Source organism: Escherichia sp. MOD1-EC6475 (assembly GCF_003046645.1).
Taxonomy (GTDB): domain Bacteria; phylum Pseudomonadota; class Gammaproteobacteria; order Enterobacterales; family Enterobacteriaceae; genus Escherichia; species Escherichia ruysiae.
In genome coordinates, this window is the sequence record NZ_PZKQ01000022.1 from 36,208 (window position 1) to 57,688 (window position 21,481).

23 protein-coding genes are annotated in these 21,481 nt (G+C 48.8%); 13 read left to right on the forward strand and 10 right to left on the reverse strand.

Annotated elements, in window-relative coordinates; all coding sequences use genetic code 11:
* Window positions 1-19: 19 nt before the first annotated feature.
* Complete coding sequence (spy, locus tag A7589_RS06645) at window positions 20-505, forward strand: ATP-independent periplasmic protein-refolding chaperone Spy (RefSeq protein ID WP_001228965.1); 486 nt, start codon at window positions 20-22, stop codon at window positions 503-505.
* 202 nt (window positions 506-707) lie between these two features.
* Window positions 708-1,283 carry an environmental stress-induced protein Ves gene (ves, locus tag A7589_RS06650; protein WP_010348797.1) on the forward strand — a complete coding sequence of 192 codons (576 nt, stop codon included), beginning with the start codon at window positions 708-710 and terminating at the stop codon, window positions 1,281-1,283.
* Here the strand turns inward: ves and cho are convergent.
* A complete protein-coding gene (cho, locus tag A7589_RS06655) occupies window positions 1,243-2,130 on the reverse strand; it encodes an excinuclease Cho (RefSeq protein WP_000252348.1) in 888 nt (295 codons plus the stop codon). The two genes, ves and cho, sit on opposite strands and share 41 nt — an antisense overlap.
* A 229-nt stretch (window positions 2,131-2,359) precedes the next feature.
* Complete coding sequence (nadE, locus tag A7589_RS06660; RefSeq protein ID WP_000175014.1) at window positions 2,360-3,187, reverse strand: NAD(+) synthase; 828 nt, start codon at window positions 3,185-3,187, stop codon at window positions 2,360-2,362.
* 200 nt (window positions 3,188-3,387) lie between these two features.
* Here nadE and osmE point away from each other — a divergent pair, with 200 nt between their 5' ends.
* From osmE to chbG, 7 genes are all read left to right on the forward strand, one after another.
* Window positions 3,388-3,726, forward strand: a complete 339-nt coding sequence (gene osmE, locus A7589_RS06665) for an osmotically-inducible lipoprotein OsmE (RefSeq protein WP_001039044.1) — start codon at window positions 3,388-3,390, stop codon at window positions 3,724-3,726.
* 300 nt (window positions 3,727-4,026) lie between these two features.
* Window positions 4,027-4,347 carry a PTS N,N'-diacetylchitobiose transporter subunit IIB gene (gene chbB, locus A7589_RS06680; RefSeq protein WP_000412169.1) on the forward strand — a complete coding sequence of 107 codons (321 nt, stop codon included), beginning with the start codon at window positions 4,027-4,029 and terminating at the stop codon, window positions 4,345-4,347.
* An 81-nt stretch (window positions 4,348-4,428) separates the two neighbouring features.
* Window positions 4,429-5,787: a PTS N,N'-diacetylchitobiose transporter subunit IIC gene (gene chbC / locus A7589_RS06685; RefSeq protein WP_000073031.1), complete on the forward strand. Its 1,359-nt coding sequence runs from the start codon at window positions 4,429-4,431 to the stop codon at window positions 5,785-5,787.
* A 51-nt stretch (window positions 5,788-5,838) separates the two neighbouring features.
* Window positions 5,839-6,189, forward strand: a complete 351-nt coding sequence (chbA, locus tag A7589_RS06690; protein ID WP_000968919.1) for a PTS N,N'-diacetylchitobiose transporter subunit IIA — start codon at window positions 5,839-5,841, stop codon at window positions 6,187-6,189.
* A gap of 7 nt (window positions 6,190-6,196) precedes the next feature.
* Window positions 6,197-7,039: a transcriptional regulator ChbR gene (chbR, locus tag A7589_RS06695; protein WP_000983663.1), complete on the forward strand. Its 843-nt coding sequence runs from the start codon at window positions 6,197-6,199 to the stop codon at window positions 7,037-7,039.
* A 119-nt stretch (window positions 7,040-7,158) separates the two neighbouring features.
* The gene (gene celF, locus A7589_RS06700) at window positions 7,159-8,511 is read left to right on the forward strand and encodes a 6-phospho-beta-glucosidase (protein WP_000078791.1); all 1,353 of its coding nucleotides are present in this window, start codon (window positions 7,159-7,161) and stop codon (window positions 8,509-8,511) included.
* 12 nt (window positions 8,512-8,523) lie between these two features.
* The gene (gene chbG / locus A7589_RS06705; protein ID WP_000440423.1) at window positions 8,524-9,282 is read left to right on the forward strand and encodes a chitin disaccharide deacetylase; all 759 of its coding nucleotides are present in this window, start codon (window positions 8,524-8,526) and stop codon (window positions 9,280-9,282) included.
* A gap of 46 nt (window positions 9,283-9,328) precedes the next feature.
* Here the strand turns inward: chbG and katE are convergent, their stop codons facing one another.
* Window positions 9,329-11,590 (reverse strand): catalase HPII, encoded by a 2,262-nt coding sequence (gene katE, locus A7589_RS06710; protein WP_000077897.1) that lies wholly within the window; start codon window positions 11,588-11,590, stop codon window positions 9,329-9,331.
* 182 nt (window positions 11,591-11,772) lie between these two features.
* Here katE and cedA point away from each other — a divergent pair, with 182 nt between their 5' ends.
* Window positions 11,773-12,036: a cell division activator CedA gene (gene cedA / locus A7589_RS06715; protein ID WP_001241546.1), complete on the forward strand. Its 264-nt coding sequence runs from the start codon at window positions 11,773-11,775 to the stop codon at window positions 12,034-12,036.
* Window positions 12,037-12,081: 45 nt separating this feature from the next.
* On the opposite strand, the gene tcyP is transcribed toward cedA, so the two are convergent.
* From tcyP to hxpB, 3 genes are all read right to left on the reverse strand, one after another.
* Window positions 12,082-13,473, reverse strand: a complete 1,392-nt coding sequence (gene tcyP / locus A7589_RS06720; protein ID WP_108188781.1) for a cystine/sulfocysteine:cation symporter — start codon at window positions 13,471-13,473, stop codon at window positions 12,082-12,084.
* Between the two features lie 132 nt (window positions 13,474-13,605).
* Entirely contained in the window at window positions 13,606-14,196 is a 591-nt protein-coding gene (locus tag A7589_RS06725; protein ID WP_010356122.1) for a metal-dependent hydrolase, read from the reverse strand.
* A gap of 162 nt (window positions 14,197-14,358) precedes the next feature.
* Window positions 14,359-15,027, reverse strand: a complete 669-nt coding sequence (hxpB, locus tag A7589_RS06730; protein WP_000106839.1) for a hexitol phosphatase HxpB — start codon at window positions 15,025-15,027, stop codon at window positions 14,359-14,361.
* Between the two features lie 146 nt (window positions 15,028-15,173).
* Between hxpB and A7589_RS06735 the strand changes: the two genes are divergently transcribed.
* Window positions 15,174-15,710 (forward strand): YniB family protein, encoded by a 537-nt coding sequence (locus A7589_RS06735; protein WP_000222184.1) that lies wholly within the window; start codon window positions 15,174-15,176, stop codon window positions 15,708-15,710.
* Between the two features lie 40 nt (window positions 15,711-15,750).
* On the opposite strand, the gene A7589_RS06740 is transcribed toward A7589_RS06735, so the two are convergent.
* The 3 genes from A7589_RS06740 to pfkB form a co-directional block, all read right to left on the reverse strand.
* A complete protein-coding gene (locus tag A7589_RS06740; RefSeq protein ID WP_108188782.1) occupies window positions 15,751-16,611 on the reverse strand; it encodes a fructosamine kinase family protein in 861 nt (286 codons plus the stop codon).
* A gap of 105 nt (window positions 16,612-16,716) precedes the next feature.
* Window positions 16,717-17,007 (reverse strand): type V toxin-antitoxin system endoribonuclease antitoxin GhoS, encoded by a 291-nt coding sequence (gene ghoS / locus A7589_RS06745; RefSeq protein ID WP_000896962.1) that lies wholly within the window; start codon window positions 17,005-17,007, stop codon window positions 16,717-16,719.
* A gap of 97 nt (window positions 17,008-17,104) precedes the next feature.
* Complete coding sequence (gene pfkB, locus A7589_RS06750; RefSeq protein WP_000251743.1) at window positions 17,105-18,037, reverse strand: 6-phosphofructokinase II; 933 nt, start codon at window positions 18,035-18,037, stop codon at window positions 17,105-17,107.
* 286 nt (window positions 18,038-18,323) lie between these two features.
* Here pfkB and A7589_RS06755 point away from each other — a divergent pair, with 286 nt between their 5' ends.
* Window positions 18,324-19,082 (forward strand): DUF481 domain-containing protein, encoded by a 759-nt coding sequence (locus A7589_RS06755; protein WP_000771389.1) that lies wholly within the window; start codon window positions 18,324-18,326, stop codon window positions 19,080-19,082.
* A 59-nt stretch (window positions 19,083-19,141) separates the two neighbouring features.
* Here the strand turns inward: A7589_RS06755 and yniD are convergent, their stop codons facing one another.
* Window positions 19,142-19,249: a small membrane protein YniD gene (gene yniD / locus A7589_RS06760; RefSeq protein WP_001142445.1), complete on the reverse strand. Its 108-nt coding sequence runs from the start codon at window positions 19,247-19,249 to the stop codon at window positions 19,142-19,144.
* A 300-nt stretch (window positions 19,250-19,549) separates the two neighbouring features.
* Between yniD and thrS the strand changes: the two genes are divergently transcribed.
* The gene (thrS, locus tag A7589_RS06765; RefSeq protein ID WP_001144184.1) at window positions 19,550-21,478 is read left to right on the forward strand and encodes a threonine--tRNA ligase; all 1,929 of its coding nucleotides are present in this window, start codon (window positions 19,550-19,552) and stop codon (window positions 21,476-21,478) included.
* Window positions 21,479-21,481 lie beyond the last annotated feature (3 nt).

Below are 21,481 nucleotides of genomic sequence, written 5' to 3' on the forward strand. Positions count from 1 at the left end.
GAAAGGAAGGATATAGAATATGCGTAAATTAACTGCACTGTTTGTTGCCTCTACCCTGGCTTTTGGCGCGGCTAACCTGGCCCATGCCGCCGATACCACTACCGCAGCACCGGCTGACGCGAAGCCGATGATGCACCATAAAGGTAAATTCGGTCCGCATCACGACATGATGTTTAAAGACCTGAACCTGACCGACGCGCAGAAACAGCAGATTCGCGAAATCATGAAAGGCCAGCGTGACCAGATGAAACGCCCGCCGCTGGAAGAACGCCGCGCAATGCATGACATTATTGCCAGCGATACCTTCGACAAAGCGAAAGCTGAAGCGCAGATCGCAAAAATGGAAGAACAGCGCAAAGCTAACATGCTGGCGCACCTGGAAACCCAGAACAAGATTTACAACATCCTGACGCCGGAGCAGAAAAAGCAATTTAATGCTAATTTTGAGAAGCGTCTGACAGAACGCCCTGCGGCAAAAGGTAAAATGCCTGCAACTGCTGAATAATCTTTCAGCCTGACAACTTAAGACCGCCGGTCTTGTCCACTACCTTGCAGCAATGCGGTGGACAGGATCGGCGGTTTTCTTTTCTGTTCTACAACTTTTGCAAAAAAAGCCTAATCACTACTAAGGTAAATCACCCGAGTTGCCGATAACAATCCACGGTTGCCTGAACGATAACAATGAAAAGAGTATGCCGGGAGCGAGTATGGAATACTTTGATATGCGTAAAATGTCGGTGAACCTGTGGCGAAACGCTGCCGGTGAAACTCGGGAAATCTGTAGCTTTCCTCCGGCAAAACGTGATTTTTACTGGCGTGCCAGCATTGCTTCCATTGCGGCAAATGGTGAGTTTTCGTTGTTTCCGGGAATGGAAAGGAGCGTGACGCTGCTGGAAGGCGGTGAGATGCTCCTTGAAAGCACTAACCGTTTTAGCCATACCTTAAAACCGCTACAGCCTTTTGCTTTCGCGGCGGATCAGGTGGTAAAAGCGAAACTGACTGAAGGTCAGATGTCAATGGATTTCAACATTATGACGCGCCTTGATGCCTGTAAAGCGAAAGTCAGAATTGCCGAACGCACGTTCACCACTTTTGGCTCACGCGGTGGGGTGGTGTTTGTGATTAGCGGAGCGTGGCAACTGGGCGACAAGCTGTTGACTACCGACCAGGGCGCGTGCTGGTACGATGGTAGGCACACCCTGCGGCTTTTGCAACCGCAAGGCAAACTGCTGTTCAGTGAAATTAACTGGCTGGCAGGCTATTCACCGGATCAAGTTCAGTGATTTCATAGTTGCCGGAAAGCAGCGGTTTACAGAGGATTTTATAACCGTCGTGATCAAACCCGGCGGGTGTACGGATTAACGTTGCAGCCTCTTCTAACGAATTAACCGCGCCCAGCCACAGCCAGTTATGAATAATATGATATTGGGTCATTTCCGGATGCTGTTCTTTCAGCGCCACCGCACCTCGCCACGGCCAACAAACAACCCGCAAACGCTCCAGAGACTGGCGCAAACGTAGCGCATGAGCGTCATGGCTCTCTTTACCGCAGCACGCCCCGGCGCAACGTTTTAGCGCCGAACGAAAACAAGCGCGCCCGCGACTTAACGGTTCCAGCCCGAGCAGGCCATAACAAAGTTTTTGTTCATCGGCGATGGTCTGTAACGCTTGTAAAGCCGCACGACGGTTGGCAAACAGGCCGAATAAGTTTGCTGCGGTAGAAAAATCCACGTCTTTGGCATACACCACATCGACACGCTTTTCATTCAGTTGCAGGGCACAGAGCTGGCGATTACGGCGCAAGCGTTTATTAAACAGTGGCTGTTGTTCTTTAATTAATCGCGCTTCAAGGAGTAGAGCGCCGATTTCACCTGCGGTGCAGATCCAACTAATTCGCCTTGATTGCCGCAGCATGGCGGCTTCATCCTGAGTGCGTAAATGAGAAAGCACCCGGCTGCGGATATTAACGCTTTTGCCAATATAGAGCGGCATGGTGTCACTTTCGCCATGAAACAGATAGACCCCTGGTCGGGTGGGTAAGTCATTAAGGAATGAACGTAAATGTTCGGGATATTCGTAGATTGCCGCCGCTTCAAATTCTGGCCGCAGGGAAGTTAAACGCCGTACCACTGTTGACTCCAAATGCTGGTTATCTATCCAGTGTAACAGGCGGGAAACGATTAAAAAAGAGGCGGGTCGATGACAAAAGTAACACCGCCTGATGCGCTACGCTTATCAGGCCTACTCGACTCCTGCAATGTACTGAATTTGCAAAGTTTTGTAGGCCGAATAAGGCGTTCACGCCGCATCTGGCATGAACAAAGCACTCTTTTTTGCACAAGCCATTATGTGCAAATGATTACTTTTTCCAGAAATCATCGAAAACCGTAATTGGCGGACGGCGTTTATGTTCGGTTTTCAGATACCAGTTTTCTATTGTTCTGGCGACCTGTTCGGGTACGGCTTTCCCTTCCAGATAGTCATCGATATTGTCATAGCTCACGCCGAGTGCCACTTCATCTGGCAGGGAAGGGCGGTCATCTTCCAGGTCGGCTGTTGGCGCCTTCTTGTAGAGATGTTCCGGGCAACCTAATGCCGCCAGTAACTGTTTGCCCTGACGCTTGTTCAGACGGTATAGCGGATTAATATCAGTACCACCGTCACCGTATTTAGTGAAGAATCCGGTAATGGCTTCTGCCGCATGATCGGTGCCAACCACGACACCGTTGGTCATGCCTGCAATGCTGTATTGCGCTTTCATCCGCTCACGCGCTTTTTCATTGCCGCGAACGAAATCACTTAATTCAATACCCGCCTCGCGCAGCGCCTGTTCGCTGGCCAATACCGCGCCCTTGATATTCACGGTTAATACGCGATCCGGTTGAATAAAAGCAATGGCGTCCTGACAATCCTGTTCATCAGCCTGAACACCGTAGGGCAGGCGCACGGCAATGAATTGCAGTGCCTCGTTGCCCGTTTCCTGACGAAGCTCGTTAATTGCCATTTGACACAGTTTCCCGGCAAGAGTGGAGTCCTGACCACCACTAATACCAAGTACGAGTGATTTAATGAACGGATAGGTTTGCAGATAGCTTTTCAGAAAATCGATGCTGCGGCGAATTTCCTCTTCGGCATTAATCTGCGGTTTTGCGCCCAGCGCCTTTATTATTTGTTGTTGCAATGTCATTGAACCCCTCCAGACAGAAAAATAAAACTTCCTTAAAGCTAACCCGTTGCTACTGAAACGACAAGCGACAGCAGGTTGAATGGCGGTTAAAACGTCATACAGGAATCCTCTGAAAGCGGAGCCGTTTCGTTCACAGGCTTGAAAAAGCCCCCGATGTGTTCCAGGCTTATCTAACACGCTGATAAACAAGAGGACGGAATATGAACAAGAATATGGCAGGAATTCTGAGTGCAGCGGCGGTATTAACCATGCTGGCAGGTTGTACGGCGTATGATCGTACCAAAGACCAGTTTGTACAGCCTGTGGTGAAAGACGTCAAAAAAGGCATGAGCCGGGCGCAGGTTGCACAAATTGCGGGTAAACCTTCGTCTGAAGTGAGCATGATCCATGCTCGTGGTACTTGCCAGACCTATATCCTGGGTCAACGTGATGGTAAAGCAGAAACCTATTTTGTCGCGTTAGATGATACCGGACATGTCATCAACTCCGGCTATCAGACCTGTGCCGAATACGACACCGATCCACAAGCGGCGAAGTAATTTCTTCGCCTGAAAGCTTGAGTTACAACGGAAACCGGCCATTGCGCCGGTTTTTTTTTACCTCGTGTTCTTATTTATTGTCGCGAATTATTTAACCGAAATGTGAAGAAGGTCATAACAACAGGTCAAGGAGAGACAATTTGTATGGTCAAAGAAATACTATCGTTCAGGTCAATACCGTATACTCTTTTCAGCCACCAAAAAAAGTCATGTTGGTTTCGCAAGTTACCCAGAGCATGGAAGCAGGTGAAGGCTTGCGGAGTGTCTGGCTGACAGATAATCGTTGATGAGGGCAGTTTTATGGAAAAGAAACACATTTATCTGTTTTGTTCTGCGGGCATGTCTACCTCTTTACTGGTATCAAAAATGCGCGCACAGGCAGAAAAATATGAAGTTCCGGTCATTATTGAAGCATTTCCGGAAACACTGGCGGGTGAAAAAGGTCAGAATGCCGATGTCGTGTTATTAGGGCCGCAGATTGCTTATATGTTGCCCGAAATCCAGCGTTTGTTACCCAACAAACCCGTTGAAGTCATTGATTCACTGTTATATGGCAAAGTCGATGGTTTAGGCGTGCTTAAGGCTGCAGTTGCAGCAATTAAAAAAGCCGCAGCAAATTAATTTTTAAATTTTTCCGTCAAAGAGTTATTTCATAAATCTATACCGCAATACTTTAATTGCGGTTTTTAAGGGTATTTTTCTATGAGTAATGTTATTGCATCGCTTGAAAAGGTACTCCTCCCTTTTGCAGTCAAAATAGGAAAACAGCCACACGTTAATGCAATCAAAAACGGCTTTATTCGTTTAATGCCGTTAACCCTTGCGGGGGCCATGTTTGTATTAATCAATAACGTTTTTCTGAGCTTTGGGGAGGGGTCGTTTTTTTACTCCTTAGGTATTCGCCTCGATGCCTCAACCATTGAAACACTCAATGGCCTGAAAGGTATTGGTGGAAACGTATACAACGGAACATTAGGGATTATGTCTTTAATGGCGCCGTTTTTTATCGGTATGGCGCTGGCAGAAGAGCGTAAAGTCGATGCGCTCGCGGCAGGGTTGTTATCCGTTGCGGCATTTATGACCGTCACGCCTTATAGTGTCGGTGAAGCTTATGCGGTCGGCGCAAACTGGTTAGGTGGCGCGAATATCATTTCCGGGATTATTATCGGCCTGGTGGTGGCAGAAATGTTTACCTTTATTGTCCACCGCAACTGGGTGATTAAATTACCCGACAGTGTACCGACATCGGTCTCACGTTCTTTCTCAGCATTAATTCCCGGCTTTATTATTCTTTCTGTGATGGGAATTATTGCCTGGGCGCTGAATACCTGGGGCACTAACTTCCATCAGATTATTATGGATACCATCTCGACGCCGCTGGCATCGTTGGGTAGCGTGGTCGGCTGGGCGTATGTGATCTTTGTTCCGCTGCTGTGGTTCTTCGGTATTCACGGCGCTCTGGCGCTGACCGCGCTGGACAACGGCATTATGACGCCGTGGGCGCTGGAAAACATCGCCACCTATCAACAATATGGCTCCGTCGAAGCGGCGCTGGCAGCCGGTAAGACCTTCCATATCTGGGCCAAGCCGATGCTGGATTCCTTTATTTTCCTCGGGGGCAGCGGTGCGACCCTGGGGCTGATTCTGGCTATCTTTATCGCTTCTCGCCGTGCTGACTATCGTCAGGTGGCAAAACTGGCGCTGCCGTCGGGCATCTTCCAGATTAATGAACCGATTCTGTTTGGTCTGCCGATTATCATGAACCCGGTGATGTTTATCCCGTTTGTTCTGGTGCAACCTATTCTGGCGGCAATTACTCTGGCGGCGTACTACATGGGCATCATCCCACCGGTGACTAACATTGCACCGTGGACCATGCCAACCGGTCTGGGAGCCTTCTTTAATACTAACGGTAGCGTCGCCGCATTGCTGGTCGCACTCTTCAACCTTGGCATCGCAACGCTGATATATCTGCCATTTGTCGTGGTGGCGAACAAAGCGCAGAACGTGATTGATAAAGAAGAGAGCGAAGAAGATATTGCTAACGCCCTGAAATTTTAATCGACGCTGGCACGGGCAACTCGTGCCAGTAAGAATAGAGAGGAACGATGTATGATGGATCTCGATAATATTCCTGATACGCAAACGGAAGCTGAGGAACTGGAAGAAGTGGTGATGGGGCTTATCATCAACTCCGGACAAGCGCGCAGCCTGGCGTATGCGGCGCTGAAGCAGGCGAAGCAGGGCGATTTTGCAGCGGCAAAAGCCATGATGGATCAGTCGCGAATGGCCTTGAATGAAGCGCATCTGGTACAGACGAAACTGATTGAAGGCGACGCGGGTGAAGGCAAGATGAAAGTGAGTCTGGTGCTGGTTCACGCCCAGGATCATTTAATGACTTCCATGCTTGCACGTGAACTGATTACCGAATTAATTGAGCTTCATGAAAAACTGAAGGCATAAGGAGTCGATGATGCAGCCAGTGATTAATGCGCCGGAAATTGCCACTGCCCGTGAACAGCAGTTGTTTAATGGCAAAAATTTCCATGTGTTTATCTACAATAAAACTGAAAGTATTACTGGATTGCATCAGCATGACTATTATGAGTTTACCCTGGTTTTAACTGGTCGTTATTTCCAGGAGATTAACGGTAAGCGCGTGTTGCTGGAACGGGGCGATTTTGTTTTTATTCCGTTAGGATCACACCATCAAAGTTTTTATGAGTTTGGTGCCACGCGCATATTGAACGTTGGGATCAGTAAACGTTTTTTTGAACAGCATTATTTGCCGTTGTTGCCTTATTGCTTTGTTGCTTCACAGGTTTACCGAACAAATAATACTTTTCTTACCTATGTGGAAACGGTGATTTCTTCATTGAATTTCAGCGAAACCGGTCTGGAAGAATTTGTTGAGATAGTCACTTTTTATGTCATTAACCGTTTACGTCATTACCGCGAAGAACAGGTGATTGATGATGTGCCACAGTGGTTAAAAAGTACGGTTGAAAAGATGCATGATAAAGCGCAGTTCAGTGAGAATGCGCTGGAAAATATGGTGATGTTATCGGCTAAATCGCAGGAGTATTTGACGCGTGCGACTCAGCGATATTATGGCAAAACGCCGATGCAGATTATTAATGAAATCCGCATTAACTTTGCCAAAAAACAACTGGAAATGACCAACTATTCTGTGACTGATATTGCATTTGAAGCGGGTTATAGTAGCCCAAGCCTGTTTATTAAAACGTTTAAGAAACTAACATCTTTTACACCAAATAGTTATCGTAAGAAATTGACTGAATTTAATCAGTAGCTATTGTCACTGATCATTAAATTTACATGCGTGCCTTATTTATCCTGGGGAGACCGGGATATTCCTGACGTAGAGGCAGGTATGAATAATATTAGTATTTCCTGATGAAGGGAGAAATTATGAGCCAGAAATTAAAAGTCGTCACTATTGGTGGCGGGAGTAGTTATACCCCGGAACTGCTGGAAGGGTTTATTAAGCGTTATCACGAATTGCCGGTGACTGAATTATGGCTGGTGGATGTCGAAGGTGGTAAAGCAAAACTGGATATTATCTTTGATCTCTGCCAGCGAATGATCGATAACGCTGGTGTACCGATTAAACTTTATAAAACGCTTGATCGTCGTGAGGCGCTGAAAGGGGCAGATTTTGTCACTACCCAACTGCGCGTAGGTCAATTACCAGCACGCGAACTGGATGAACGTATTCCGTTAAGTCATGGTTATCTTGGCCAGGAAACTAATGGTGCGGGTGGACTGTTTAAAGGTCTGCGCACCATTCCGGTGATTTTTGACATCGTAAAAGATGTCGAAGAACTTTGTCCGAATGCGTGGGTGATCAACTTCACTAACCCGGCGGGAATGGTCACTGAAGCGGTTTATCGTCATACCGGATTTAAACGCTTTATCGGCGTGTGTAATATTCCGATTGGCATGAAAATGTTTATCGGCGATGTTTTAGCCTTGAATGAGAACGATGATTTATCTATCGATCTGTTCGGCCTGAACCACATGGTGTTTATTAAGGATGTTTTGGTAAATGGCAAATCACGTTTCGCCGAATTGCTTGATGGTGTGGCATCCGGGCAGTTAAAAGCATCTGGTGTTAAAAATATTTTCGATCTGCCGTTTAGCGAAGGTTTAATTCGGGCTCTGAACCTGTTGCCGTGTTCCTATTTGCTTTATTACTTCAAGCAAAAAGAGATGCTGGCGATTGAAATGGGTGAATACTACAAAGGCGGCGCGCGTGCGCAGGTGGTACAGAAAGTCGAGAAGCAACTCTTTGATCTGTATAAAAACCCGGATCTGAAAGTGAAACCGAAAGAGCTGGAGCAGCGCGGTGGGGCTTATTACTCTGATGCAGCGTGCGAAGTCATCAACGCTATCTACAACGACAAGCAAACGGAACATTACGTTAATATCCCGCATCATGGGCATATTGATAATATTCCGGCAGACTGGGCGGTAGAAATGACCTGCACGCTGGGGCGCGATGGCGCGACGCCACATCCGCGCATTACGCATTTCGATGACAAAGTGATGGGGCTGATTCACACCATCAAAGGCTTCGAGATTGCGGCCAGCAACGCAGCACTTAGCGGGGAATTTAACGATGTGTTACTGGCGCTAAACCTTAGCCCGTTGGTGCACTCCGATCGTGATGCTGAGCTGCTGGCACGCGAGATGATTCTGGCGCACGAGAAATGGCTGCCAAACTTTGCCGACTGCATAGCAGAACTTAAAAAAGCACATTAACCGGGGCTGATTATGGAACGCTTACTGATTGTTAATGCCGATGACTTTGGCCTAAGTAAAGGCCAGAACTACGGCATTATCGAGGCCTGCCGAAACGGTATTGTCACATCGACGACGGCGCTGGTGAATGGTGAAGCTATCGACCATGCGGTGCAGTTGAGTCGCGATGAACCGAGTCTGGCAGTTGGAATGCACTTTGTTCTCACCCTGGGCAAGCCGCTGACTGCAATGCCGGGTTTAACCCGCGAAGGTGTGTTAGGGAAGTGGATCTGGCAACTGGCGGAAGAAGATGCTTTACCGCTGGAGGAAATTGCTCAGGAACTTGCCAGTCAGTATCTGCGTTTCATTGAGCTATTTGGGCGCAAACCAACGCACCTTGATAGCCATCATCATGTGCATATGTTCCCGCAGATTTTCCCGATTGTGGCGAAGTTTGCGGCTGAAGAGGGGATTGCGTTGCGCATCGACCGTCAGCCGCTATCTTATGATGGTGATTTACCGGCTAATTTGCGCAGCTCGCAGGGATTCAGTAGCGCGTTCTATGGTGAAGAGATTAGCGAGTCACTGTTTCTGCAAGTGCTGGATGATTCCAGCCATCGCGGTGAACGTTCGTTGGAAGTGATGTGCCATCCGGCGTTTGTCGATAATACAATTCGCCAGAGTGCTTATTGCTTTCCACGGTTAACGGAGCTGGAAGTGTTGACATCAGCATCGCTGAAGTATGCCATTGCCGAGCGAGGTTATCGGTTGGGTAGTTATCTTGATGTGTAAGGTAGTTTGTAAAGTCACTCCCCTGGGGGAGTGACTTTATTCATATTTACGCCGGAATTTTATCAATCTTAGGAATTCGTGACCATACGCGGTGCGCTGCCATTAGCGTTAACAGTTCATCCATAAAACTACCGTCTGCGCTGTCGGCTTCCACAATCCCTTCTTCACCCTGGTCATCAACCTTGATTGTCGCCTTAAACTTGCGCGCATCGCCCGCCAGCGCAATCGGTTTAAGGTGCTTATAGGCTTCCATCAGGTAATAGTTTGCATCGCCGTTGTCTGCGATATCGGCGATATTACCGGAAGGGACAATGACTGCATCGACCGTCAGCGATGGCGCCCCGGCAAAGGTTGCTGCTATCGGCAACACCGTACCGTCATCGGTAGTGACTTCGCCCATCCGTGAGTAAAGCAGTTTGGCATGAACGCCTTTGGCTTTCAGCGCCTTCAGAATTGCCAGAAGGTCTGCGGATTTCACTTCATCATTAAGCAAAATAGCTACCACACGGCCTTTCACATCACCGTCAGGAATGGCATACAGACTTAACGCCGGATCTTTTTTAAGCCCGTTTACGTCCGGTGGCGGGGTGATATTCAGTTGGTCGTCAGTCAGTTCGATACCGAGATTTTTTGCTACCGCCTGCGCCAGGTTAAGATCGATATGCGCTAACTGGTCAACGACGCGCTCACGAATATAAGGTCGTACAACTTTGCTTAACTCAAAGCTGAAACCATCGACTATATGGCGCTGCTCGAACGGTGTTTGACTTAGCCAGAACAGGCGCGGATGCGAGTAGTATTCGCCAAATGATGGGCTGCGTTCCCGCACTTTATTGCCTTCCACGCGCTCCTGATATGATTCAAACCCACCGCGTTTTGGCCCCGGCGGCGTTTCGCGCGGCCAGTTATCGTTGATCGAGTTCGGTTCGTAATTCGCCGGGTTAGTGTCGATTCCCATCCGATGCATACCGTCACGCTGGAAATTGTGGTACGGGCAGGTAGGGCGATTAATCGGAATTTCATGAAAATTCGGCCCGCCAAGACGGCTGATTTGTGTATCGGTATAAGAGAACAAACGTCCCTGCAACAGCGGATCGTTGGTGAAATCCAGACCAGGGACAATATGACCAGGATGGAAAGCTGCCTGTTCGTTTTCGGCAAAGAAGTTATCCGGGTTACGGTTAAGCACCATTTTGCCGACGCGCTGAACGGGTACTAACTCTTCCGGGATGAGTTTCGTTGGGTCAAGCAGGTCGAAGTCGAATTTGAATTCATCTTCTTCGGGGATCAACTGGAAGCCCAGTTCGTATTCCGGGAAATCGCCTGATTCAATGGCTTCCCACAGTTCGCGGCGGTGGAAGTCTGGATCACGTCCGGTGAGTTTCTGCGCTTCATCCCACACCAGTGAGGCTTTACCTGCCAGTGGTTTCCAGTGGAAACGTACAAAGGTCGCTTTACCTTCGGCGTTAATCAGGCGGAAGGTGTGAATGCCGAAGCCTTCCATGGTGCGGTAACTGCGTGGTATTCCGCGATCTGACATCGCCCACATCACGTTGTGGAGCGTTTCTGGTTGCAGGGATACATAATCCCAGAAGGTGTCGTGGGCGCTTTGCCCTTGCGGAATTGCCCAGTGCGGTTCCGGTTTTACCGCATGAACAAAATCGGGGAATTTATGCGCATCCTGAATAAAGAAGATTGGTGTGTTATTGCCAACAAGGTCAAAAATACCCTCTTCGGTATAGAACTTGGTGGCAAAACCACGGATATCACGCACCGTATCTGCCGAACCTGCGCCACCCTGAACGGTAGAGAAACGCACGAACACCGGGGTAATTTTGTTCGGATCTGACAGGAAGTCGGCTTTGGTGATATCGCTTAAGTTTTTATACGGCTGGAAATAACCGTGAGCGGCTGACCCACGCGCGTGAACGATACGTTCCGGGATACGTTCATGGTCGAAGTGGGTGATTTTCTCGCGCAGAATAAAATCTTCCAGCAGCGTTGGACCACGGCTACCGGCACGCAGTGAGTTTTGATCGTCGGCGATGCGCACGCCCTGATTAGTGGTCAGCGCATAATTTTCACTGCCTTTGCGTACGTCTTCCAGAGAGTTTAGTTTTTCGTTACGCGTATCAGGGGCTTTCAGACTCCCTGGGGCGGTAGGTTGTGCGCCTGGCGGTGTTGGTTCAGCCGCTGGACGATAAGATCCGTCTTCAGGTGCCAGTGAGTCCATTCCCGGTTTCGCTTCGCTGGAGTCGTGTAGTGGTGACTGGTGCTGATGTGGGTTCTTTTCGTTATGTTGCGACATTGAACTCGTCTCCTTAATTCATCACTGAAAGGGCCGCTGTTTTGGTCAAAAAACCCTCTAACTATAGACCATCAGGATGATCCCGCTCTGGAAGTGGTGCCAGAGAAGGTATTCGGGAATATACGCAAAGCAGGACGGACGGGGGGTAAATCAGCTAAACTACAATTTTTCTGATTTTTAATATGCGTTTAGTGAAGCCAGTAATGAAGAAACCGCTACGTCAGCAAAACCGCCCGATTATTAGCTATGTTCCTCGCACGGAACCTGCGCCGCCAGAACATGCGATTAAGATGGATTCGTTTCGCGATGTCTGGATGCTGCGTGGCAAATATGTTGCGTTTGTTCTGACGGGGGAGTCATTCCTGCGCTCACCAGCATTTAGCGTGCCGGAGTCCGCCCAGCGTTGGGCTAACCAAGTGCGCCAGGAAAATGAGATCGAAGAATAAAAAAACGCCTGTCGAATGACAGGCGTTTTGCGTTATGAACCAGGATTAACGGTGTGCCAGTTCGGCGTCGTCTTCGCTGTCCAGAATGGACTTATCGGTTTGCTTCAGCCACTGGCTGGTCAGCGTACCTGCGGTCATTGAGCCGCTCACGTTCAATGCAGTTCGACCCATATCGATAAGCGGTTCAACGGAGATTAACAGAGCCACTAGCGTTACCGGCAGGCCCATCGCCGGCAGAACAATTAACGCGGCGAATGTTGCACCGCCACCAACACCTGCAACACCTGCTGAACTCACTGTGACGATACCGACGAGTGTTGCAATCCACATCGGGTCCAGCGGGTTAATGCCCACCGTTGGCGCAACCATCACCGCCAGCATTGCCGGATACAAACCGGCACAGCCGTTCTGACCAATGGTCGCCCCAAAAGAGGCGGCGAAACTGGCGATAGATTCTGGAACACCCAGACGACGCGTTTGTGCTTCAACGTTCAGTGGAATAGACGCTGCACTGGAGCGACTGGTGAAAGCAAACGTCAGCACCGGCCACACTTTACGGAAGTATTTCAGCGGACTCACGCCATTAATACCCAGCAGAATGCCATGCACCGCAAACATAATGATAAGACCCAGGTAGGACGCGACAACGAAGCTACCCAGCTTAATGATGTCTTGCAGGTTGGAACCGGCAACCACTTTGGTCATCAGCGCAAGCACGCCGTAAGGGGTTAGTTGCATGACCAGGCGAACCAATTTCATCACCCAGCTTTGCAGTGTGTCGATAGCTGTTAAAACGCGTTCACCTTTCGGCGCATCATCTTTCAGCAGTTTCAGCGCCGCGACGCCGAGGAATGCGGCAAAAATTACCACGCTGATAATTGATGTCGGATTCGCACCGGTCAGATCGGCAAACGGTTTTTTCGGGATAAAAGACAGAATGAGTTGCGGAACACTTAAATCCGCGACTTTACCGACATAGTTGCTTTCGATAGCGTTCAGACGGGCAGTCTCAGCGCCACCCTGAACCAGACCTTCAGCAGTCAGACCAAACAGGTTAGTCACCAGCACACCGACCAGCGCCGCAATCAGCGTGGTAAACAGCAGCGTACCGATGGTCAGAAAACTGATTTTGCCTAACTGAGATGCGTTATGCAGGCGAGCAACCGCGCTCAGAATAGAGGCGAATACTAACGGCATAACGATCATTTGCAGTAGCTGAACATAGCCGTTACCGACAATGTTAAACCACTGTACAGAATCTTTAAGTACCTGGCTGCCAGAACCATAAATGGTATGCAGAGCAAGGCCAAAGACCACGCCCATCACCAGACCCACCAGTACTTTTTTTGCCAGACTCCACTGTTTGTGGCGAGCCTGAGCCAGCACAAACAATAGAACAACGAACACCACGATGTTCGCAATTAATGGAAAGTTCATCCCCGTTCTCCTGATCTTATTATTTCTATCACTGTGTAACAGTCATAGTGTTGGCGCAAGATTAACAGAACTGTGAGCTGGCTCTTATATTCAAATGGAATTGCTTATTCCAGAAAGGTGATTTTTGCTTTTTTAGTATTCAACCTGGTGCTTAATAAGGCGATGAAACTGGATCTGCAAGGTATTGATCATTTGCGATGACCAACGAACCGCGCTGTTTTCAGGCAGAGAATGGGGCATCCACACCGACCAGACAAATAATGTCATGCAGAGAAAACGTTCCAGCTGATTGCCCTTTTGTGGCACCAGAATTGGCAGGCGAAAGCGCCAGCGACACGGCCAGAGCAGGGGAACACCAGCCGGTGTCAGCATATCGGCAAGAATATGACTCAAATAACCCAGCACCATACCTTGCAGTGCATCAGCCGGAATAAACCAGCTTTCCGGAACTTTGAGGTAAAAGGTTGCCAGCAGGGCAAATACAGCCAGCAAACTGTGGGTAAATCCACGGTGTCCAAATGCGCGGGCAATGGGTTTTGATATCCACTTTAATCGCTGCCCAAGAAACGATTTTGGGTGGTCGATGTCCGGTAACAGACACGTTAAGATCGCGGAAGGGACAATATGCCACCAGTCACCCTGTGCCAGCACGGGTGTCAGCTCGGCATTTTTGGCAAATACCGCACAAGCAATAGAAAAGAGAAGGTGACCTTCCGCCGTCATGATAAAACTCACTAAACTGTCGATACGTACAGTATAGGATTTTTATACAGTGCGCGGAAGTGGTGACGGTGTAACTCTTTATCACAAAATGATGATAAATCCACCAGTTGAATAAAAATTCAGATAAAAAGCCAGGGGCAGTTATGACACTGCCCGATTTTATTAGCCGAGGAGGTCGGTCGCGGTCAATTCGGTGAGAGATGAAAGTTTTACGTTCGCCAACACAAAACGTGGATCATTTTGCGCTTCGGGCGCGGGGACGACGATAGAACGCATACGTGCCGCTTTAGAGGCGATCATGCCATTTACAGAGTCTTCCAGCGCCACGCAGGCGAGAGGATCAACCCCCAGTTTTGCTGCACAGTCGAGATACACTTGTGGATGCGGCTTGCTGTAAGGCAGCTTTTCGGCGGAGGCGAGGGCATCGAAACTGTCACGTAAGTTAAACATGGTCAGCACTTTTTCCAGCATATGCAAAGGTGACGCGGAGGCCAGACCTACCAATAATCCTTGTTCTTTGCATAGCGCAACGGCCTCACGCACACCAGGCAGTAATGGTCGCGTCTCTTCAACCAGTGAAATGGCACGGGCAATAACCCGTTCAACTACCTCCTGACGACTCGGCCCATTCCACGGTTGCCGGGCATACCACAGATCAACCACCATATCGATGCGTAAACCTAAGGTGTCCGGTAGCTCGTTACGACGGGAGATATCTACCCCCAGGCTTGCCATCACATCCAGTTCGGCTCGATCCCATAAAGGTTCTGAGTCGATAAGTAATCCATCCATATCGAAAATTGCAGCAAGAATCTGACGCGGGGTTGACATTACAACCTCTCCTTTAGAGCATTATGTGTAAGGTATTAAGCAGTGCTTATGATTAAGCGCCTATCATATCGCCTTTAAAGAATGGGCGAAAACAGATATCTACAGGTAAACTAATTGAAACGACGCGTCTTAATCAAGGAGAACTCATGACGTATCAACAAGCTGGACGCATTGCTGTTTTGAAAAGGATTTTGGGTTGGGTGATTTTTATACCGACACTTGTTTCCACGTTAATTTCCTTGCTGAAGTTTATGAATGTCCGGCAAGAATCCCAGGAAGGCATCAATGCAGTAATGCTCGATTTTGCGCATGTCATGATCGATATGATGCAGGCGAATACGCCTTTTCTGAATCTGTTCTGGTACAACTCACCGACGCCCAATTTTAATGGTGGTGTGAACGTTATGTTTTGGGTGATTTTCATCCTGATATTTGTGGGTCTTGCGTTGCAAGACTCTGGTGCCCGTATGAGCCGCCAGGCGCGCTTTTTGCGCGAAGGTGTTGAGGATCAACTCATTCTGGAGAAGGCTAAAGGGGAAGAGGGGTTAACGCGTGAGCAGATTGAGTCACGCATTGTGGTGCCACACCATACTATTTTCTTACAGATTTTCTCACTCTATATCCTGCCGGTAATTTGTATTGCTGCGGGGTATGTGTTCTTTTCTTTGCTTGGATTTATTTAAGTAAAAGGCCGCATGGAGCGGCCATTATCATCAATCCACATCACGCAGCTAACAATCTATCCAGTGACTGCTGGGCAATAACCAAATGCTGGCCGCCAAACAACCTTGCACGGTTAAGTAACGTGTAGAGTTGGTAAATCGGCTGACGTTCGAGGAAATCTGCCGGTAGCGGTGAAACGGACTGATAGCCGTCATAGATTTGTGGCGGCAGTTCGGTATGCAGCGGTAACATCGCCAGATCGCACTCTCTGTCGCCCCAGTAACAGGCAGGGTCGAATATATACGGCCCCTCCGGGCCCAGAGCGCAGTTGCCGGACCATAAATCACCGTGTAACAGTGAAGGCTGTGGCTGATGTGAACTCAGACGCTGCTGAATATGCTCGACGATGGCGTCGATATTGCCGAAGGCGATCCCTTTTTCTGCCGCCAGTTCCAGTTGCCAGCCAATACGTTGTTCAGCAAAGAACGTTGACCAGCGACGTTGCCAGGTGTTGGGTTGTGGAGTAGTGGAAAGTGCGTTGTCAAAATCGAGGCCAAATTGCGGCTGGTCACTCCATTGATGCAGGTGCGCAATTTGCTGTCCTAAAATAAATGCGTTATGTGCATCCAACGGGCGAGGCGGGAGATAGTCCATCACCAAAAAACTGTAGTCGCGGTCAGCGCCAACAGCCCAGACTTTAGGCACGGTGACGGTTTTACTGCGCGACAGTAATTCCAGTTGGTCGGCTTCGGCGGTAAAACCGGAAAGCAGTTCCCTTTCATCACATTTGACGAAAAAGTCACGTCCTGCATAGCGTAAATGCCATGCGGCATGGACTTCTCCGCCAGGCAGTTCATTACGCAGTTCGATTTCGCCTTCACCTAACTGCTCGCTCAAAAGACGACTGATTGCCTGCCACATGATGTCTCTCCCATGTTGTCTGCCAGATCATAAGGTTAGCGCAGGAATGCGGTGCAAAAACACGAGCTAACGCACACCACAGACTGATTATTGCCCAAAAACCATTTATTTTCTGTTGCTATGCCAGTCCTCCCAGGTGGTGATTATGATCTCTGGGTCTTTGCCTGTGGCGCTTTGGGTGAGTGCGGCAACCAGCTCTCTTATTTCATCTTCACTTTGAGTACTGATAAGCCCAAAGGTGTTCGTTCCCAGCTCATGGATATTTCCGTCATCATCCGTCATGGTCAGTAAAAAACCGTCGCGTGTCAGAAAGTTATTTAACTCATTAATTTCAGTTAATGTGTCTTCATGCAACATGACAGTAATGACATAACGGACAAGATCGCCACCAGCCATAATTCACCTCTTTGTTATCACGTGATTTTTTAGCATAGTCGGAGAAACGCGTTGTCGACAGGTTTATGGTGATTCCCCCAATATTGGGGGAATATCTCTATGAGTGGGAAAGGTAAGCGTAAATTTTTTGCGTATCATCATGGGAGCACAGGCGGGTTCCCTGATTGAGCGTGGCGGCGCTGCCCGCAGCGACCCCAAAACGGACCATCTCTGCAAGAGAGGCATTTTCCGCCAGTTTCAGCGTCATCGCGCCGACCATGCTGTCGCCTGCACCGACGGTACTCTGGCTTTTCACCGGTGGTGGCACGACCTGAATACAGTTTTCGCTGTCCACTCCCAGCGCGCCCTGCGGACCAAGGGAAACGACAACCCGCCTGGCCTTACCGCTATTAACGATTTCCTGCGCGGCTTTGCGCACATCATCAGGTTGGGTGAGTTCGCGGTTAACCAGTGCACTGAGCTCTTTCTGGTTAGGCTTAACCAGTTCAATATTGCCAATGGCCAGGGCTGCACTTAAAGCCTCGCCAGAACTGTCGACGATGCAGCGAATCCCTTGTCTTTGCGCAGCGGAAATAAGCTGAGTTAATTTTTCCAGCTTCACACCTGGGGGCAGGCTTCCGCTTATGACCAGGATGGCTCCAGATTCAATTTCCAGAACTTGCTCTTCAAGTTGACGAAATTCATCGTCACTTAATGTCGCGCCAGGCATGACAAATCGGTACTGCTCACCTGTAGACTCCACATGTACGTGCAGATTCTGGCGGGTCCAGTCTTTTGCTTCGACGGTCGCAACCGGGACATTTTCATCAGCCAGCAGTGAAACCAGATGTTCGCCAGTCGCTCCGCCAGCCGGGAAGATTGCCGTGGCGCTCCCACCAAGGTGAGCAATGGCGCGGGCGACGTTAATACCGCCGCCCCCAGGCTCAAACACCGGGGCGGTACAACGCAGTTTTCCTTCGGGATAAATTTGCGGGGTAATTGTTGCGCTATCGAGAGAGGGCGCAAGTGTCAACGTATAGATACGTACCATCATTTCCTCCTATAGGCTGATTTCAGTCTGGCACTGAATCAGTGGAAAGTGAAGAAATTAACAATATGATTTATTGGATATTTATATGAAAATAATAAGATGAAGATATATAAATAAATATTTGTTTTCGTAATGTGCTTATTCAAAAAATGAAATAAGAAGTCGTTGCTAAGTTTTTCACTCCTTTTTATAATTTGTCACCTTTCCAGGGACGCTACTCTTTGATCCTTAAGAAAGTTTCCGGGACCGCGATGGTCTCTTTTTTTGTTGTACGGACTTTTAATAAATGAAGCTTTTGAAGACAGTTCCTGCCATCGTTATGCTGGCGGGGGGTATGTTTGCGTCTCTGAATGCAGCTGCCGATGATTCCGTTTTTACTGTCATGGACGATCCTGCCAGCGCCAAAAAACCTTTTGAAGGTAATCTGAATGCAGGCTACCTTGCACAATCAGGTAACACGAAAAGTTCTTCACTAACGGCTGACACCACTATGACCTGGTATGGGCATTCTACTGCCTGGTCGCTGTGGGGGAATGCCAGTAATACTTCTTCTAACGATGAGCGTTCTTCGGAAAAATATGCGGCGGGCGGGCGTAGCCGTTTTAATTTAACTGACTATGACTATTTATTTGGTCAGGCAAGCTGGCTGACAGACCGCTATAACGGTTATCGCGAACGCGATGTGCTGACTGCGGGTTATGGTCGCCAGTTTTTGAATGGTCCGGTACACAGCTTCCGCTTTGAATTCGGTCCTGGCGTGCGTTACGACAAATATACCGACAATGCCAGTAAAACCCAGCCGCTGGGTTATGCTTCCGGGGCTTACGCGTGGCAGTTGACCGACAACGCGAAAATTACCCAGGGCGTTTCCGTCTTTGGCGCGGAAGATACGACGCTGAACTCGGAAAGCGCGTTAAATGTGGCTATTAATGAACATTTCGGTCTGAAGGTGGCGTACAACGTTACATGGAACTCTGAACCGCCTGAATCGGCTCCAGAACATACCGATCGCCGAACAACGTTATCGCTGGGATATAAAATGTAATTACTGCCGGGCCGCGACGAGCGGTCTGGCTTTTTCGTTAGCTAATCGCATTTTACCATTCAACCCCAAATCATTGCCGCCCAACGCAGTAACAGCATTGCGCCACAAATAGCCAGCAACACCACCACCATCTTCCAGTGTTTTTTGTCAAAACGTTTTGTCGGCATGTGTTTTCCTGCGTATTTCGAGTGGTCAATATCCGAGTGTAACAAAATGGGCAGGCGTTGCCTGTATTGATTTATATCATTTCGATCATGATGATTGCCGCTTTGCCCGATAACAAATACCGTGTAAACTGCCAGACGGTATTATCAGAAAGTGGGTGTAGGTCTGGCATCGCTAATCAGCATGTTATGACATATTTCGCAGAGTGAAGCGGGAATCAGCCCAAACCTTTTTGGTAAATTTCATATGAATCTTTGTATGTGATCTTGCGTATGGGTCACCACTGCAAATAAGGATATAACATGCCTGTTATTACTCTTCCTGATGGCAGCCAACGCCATTACGACCACGCTGTAAGTCCCATGGATGTTGCGCTGGACATTGGTCCAGGTCTGGCGAAAGCCTGTATCGCAGGGCGCGTAAATGGCGAGCTGGTTGATGCTTGCGATCTGATTGAAGACGACGCACAACTGTCGATCATTACCGCAAAAGACGAAGAAGGTCTGGAGATCATTCGTCACTCCTGCGCGCACCTGTTAGGGCACGCGATTAAACAACTTTGGCCGCATACCAAAATGGCAATCGGCCCGGTTATTGACAACGGTTTCTATTACGACGTTGATCTTGACCGCACGTTAACCCAGGAAGATGTCGAAGCACTCGAGAAGCGGATGCATGAGCTTGCTGAGAAAAACTACGACGTCATTAAGAAGAAAGTCAGCTGGCACGAAGCGCGTGAAACGTTTGTTAAACGCGGCGAGAGCTATAAAGTCTCCATCCTGGACGAAAATATTGCCCATGATGACCAGCCTGGCCTCTATTTCCATGAAGAATATGTCGATATGTGCCGTGGTCCGCACGTACCGAATATGCGTTTCTGCCATCATTTCAAACTGATGAAAACGGCAGGCGCTTACTGGCGCGGCGACAGCAACAACAAAATGTTGCAGCGTATTTACGGTACTGCGTGGGCAGACAAAAAAGCCCTCAACGCTTACCTGCAGCGCCTGGAAGAAGCCGCTAAACGCGATCACCGTAAAATCGGCAAACAGCTTGACCTGTATCATATGCAGGAAGAAGCGCCGGGTATGGTATTCTGGCACAACGACGGCTGGACAATCTTCCGTGAACTGGAAGTATTCGTTCGTTCTAAACTGAAAGAGTACCAGTATCAGGAAGTAAAAGGTCCGTTCATGATGGACCGCGTCCTGTGGGAAAAAACCGGTCACTGGGACAACTACAAAGATGCAATGTTCACCACCTCTTCAGAGAACCGTGAATACTGCATTAAGCCGATGAACTGCCCGGGTCACGTACAAATTTTCAACCAAGGGCTGAAGTCATATCGCGATCTGCCGCTGCGTATGGCCGAGTTCGGTAGCTGCCACCGTAACGAGCCGTCAGGTTCTCTGCATGGCCTGATGCGTGTACGTGGTTTTACCCAGGATGACGCGCATATCTTCTGTACTGAAGAACAAATTCGCGATGAAGTTAACGGATGTATCCGTTTAGTCTATGATATGTACAGCACTTTTGGCTTCGAAAAAATCGTGGTCAAACTTTCCACTCGTCCTGAAAAACGTATTGGCAGCGACGAAATGTGGGATCGTGCTGAGGCGGATCTGGCGGTTGCGCTGGAAGAAAACAACATCCCGTTTGAATATCAACTGGGTGAAGGCGCTTTCTACGGTCCGAAAATTGAATTTACCCTGTATGACTGCCTCGATCGTGCATGGCAGTGCGGTACAGTACAGCTGGACTTCTCCTTGCCGTCTCGTCTGAGCGCCTCTTATGTAGGCGAAGACAACGAGCGTAAGGTTCCGGTAATGATTCACCGCGCAATTTTGGGGTCAATGGAACGTTTCATTGGTATCCTGACCGAAGAGTTCGCTGGTTTCTTCCCGACCTGGCTTGCGCCAGTGCAGGTTGTTATCATGAATATTACCGATTCTCAGTCTGAATACGTTAACGAATTGACGCAAAAACTATCAAATGCGGGCATTCGTGTTAAAGCAGACTTGAGAAATGAGAAGATTGGCTTTAAAATCCGCGAGCACACTTTGCGTCGCGTCCCATATATGCTGGTCTGTGGTGATAAAGAGGTGGAATCAGGCAAAGTTGCCGTTCGTACCCGCCGTGGTAAAGACCTGGGAAGCATGGACGTAAATGAAGTGATCGAGAAGCTGCAACAAGAGATTCGCAGCCGCAGTCTTAAACAATTGGAGGAATAAGGT

Coding starts and splice junctions, on each gene's coding strand:
- spy (WP_001228965.1), top strand. CDS start 20: ATGCGTAAATTAACTGCACTGTTTGTTGCCTCTACCCTGGCTTTTGGC.
- ves (WP_010348797.1), top strand. CDS start 708: ATGGAATACTTTGATATGCGTAAAATGTCGGTGAACCTGTGGCGAAAC.
- nadE (WP_000175014.1), bottom strand. CDS start 3,187: ATGACATTGCAACAACAAATAATAAAGGCGCTGGGCGCAAAACCGCAG.
- osmE (WP_001039044.1), top strand. CDS start 3,388: ATGAACAAGAATATGGCAGGAATTCTGAGTGCAGCGGCGGTATTAACC.
- chbB (WP_000412169.1), top strand. CDS start 4,027: ATGGAAAAGAAACACATTTATCTGTTTTGTTCTGCGGGCATGTCTACC.
- chbC (WP_000073031.1), top strand. CDS start 4,429: ATGAGTAATGTTATTGCATCGCTTGAAAAGGTACTCCTCCCTTTTGCA.
- chbA (WP_000968919.1), top strand. CDS start 5,839: ATGATGGATCTCGATAATATTCCTGATACGCAAACGGAAGCTGAGGAA.
- chbR (WP_000983663.1), top strand. CDS start 6,197: ATGATGCAGCCAGTGATTAATGCGCCGGAAATTGCCACTGCCCGTGAA.
- celF (WP_000078791.1), top strand. CDS start 7,159: ATGAGCCAGAAATTAAAAGTCGTCACTATTGGTGGCGGGAGTAGTTAT.
- chbG (WP_000440423.1), top strand. CDS start 8,524: ATGGAACGCTTACTGATTGTTAATGCCGATGACTTTGGCCTAAGTAAA.
- katE (WP_000077897.1), bottom strand. CDS start 11,590: ATGTCGCAACATAACGAAAAGAACCCACATCAGCACCAGTCACCACTA.
- cedA (WP_001241546.1), top strand. CDS start 11,773: ATGCGTTTAGTGAAGCCAGTAATGAAGAAACCGCTACGTCAGCAAAAC.
- tcyP (WP_108188781.1), bottom strand. CDS start 13,473: ATGAACTTTCCATTAATTGCGAACATCGTGGTGTTCGTTGTTCTATTG.
- A7589_RS06725 (WP_010356122.1), bottom strand. CDS start 14,196: ATGACGGCGGAAGGTCACCTTCTCTTTTCTATTGCTTGTGCGGTATTT.
- hxpB (WP_000106839.1), bottom strand. CDS start 15,027: ATGTCAACCCCGCGTCAGATTCTTGCTGCAATTTTCGATATGGATGGA.
- A7589_RS06735 (WP_000222184.1), top strand. CDS start 15,174: ATGACGTATCAACAAGCTGGACGCATTGCTGTTTTGAAAAGGATTTTG.
- A7589_RS06740 (WP_108188782.1), bottom strand. CDS start 16,611: ATGTGGCAGGCAATCAGTCGTCTTTTGAGCGAGCAGTTAGGTGAAGGC.
- ghoS (WP_000896962.1), bottom strand. CDS start 17,007: ATGGCTGGTGGCGATCTTGTCCGTTATGTCATTACTGTCATGTTGCAT.
- pfkB (WP_000251743.1), bottom strand. CDS start 18,037: ATGGTACGTATCTATACGTTGACACTTGCGCCCTCTCTCGATAGCGCA.
- A7589_RS06755 (WP_000771389.1), top strand. CDS start 18,324: ATGAAGCTTTTGAAGACAGTTCCTGCCATCGTTATGCTGGCGGGGGGT.
- yniD (WP_001142445.1), bottom strand. CDS start 19,249: ATGCCGACAAAACGTTTTGACAAAAAACACTGGAAGATGGTGGTGGTG.
- thrS (WP_001144184.1), top strand. CDS start 19,550: ATGCCTGTTATTACTCTTCCTGATGGCAGCCAACGCCATTACGACCAC.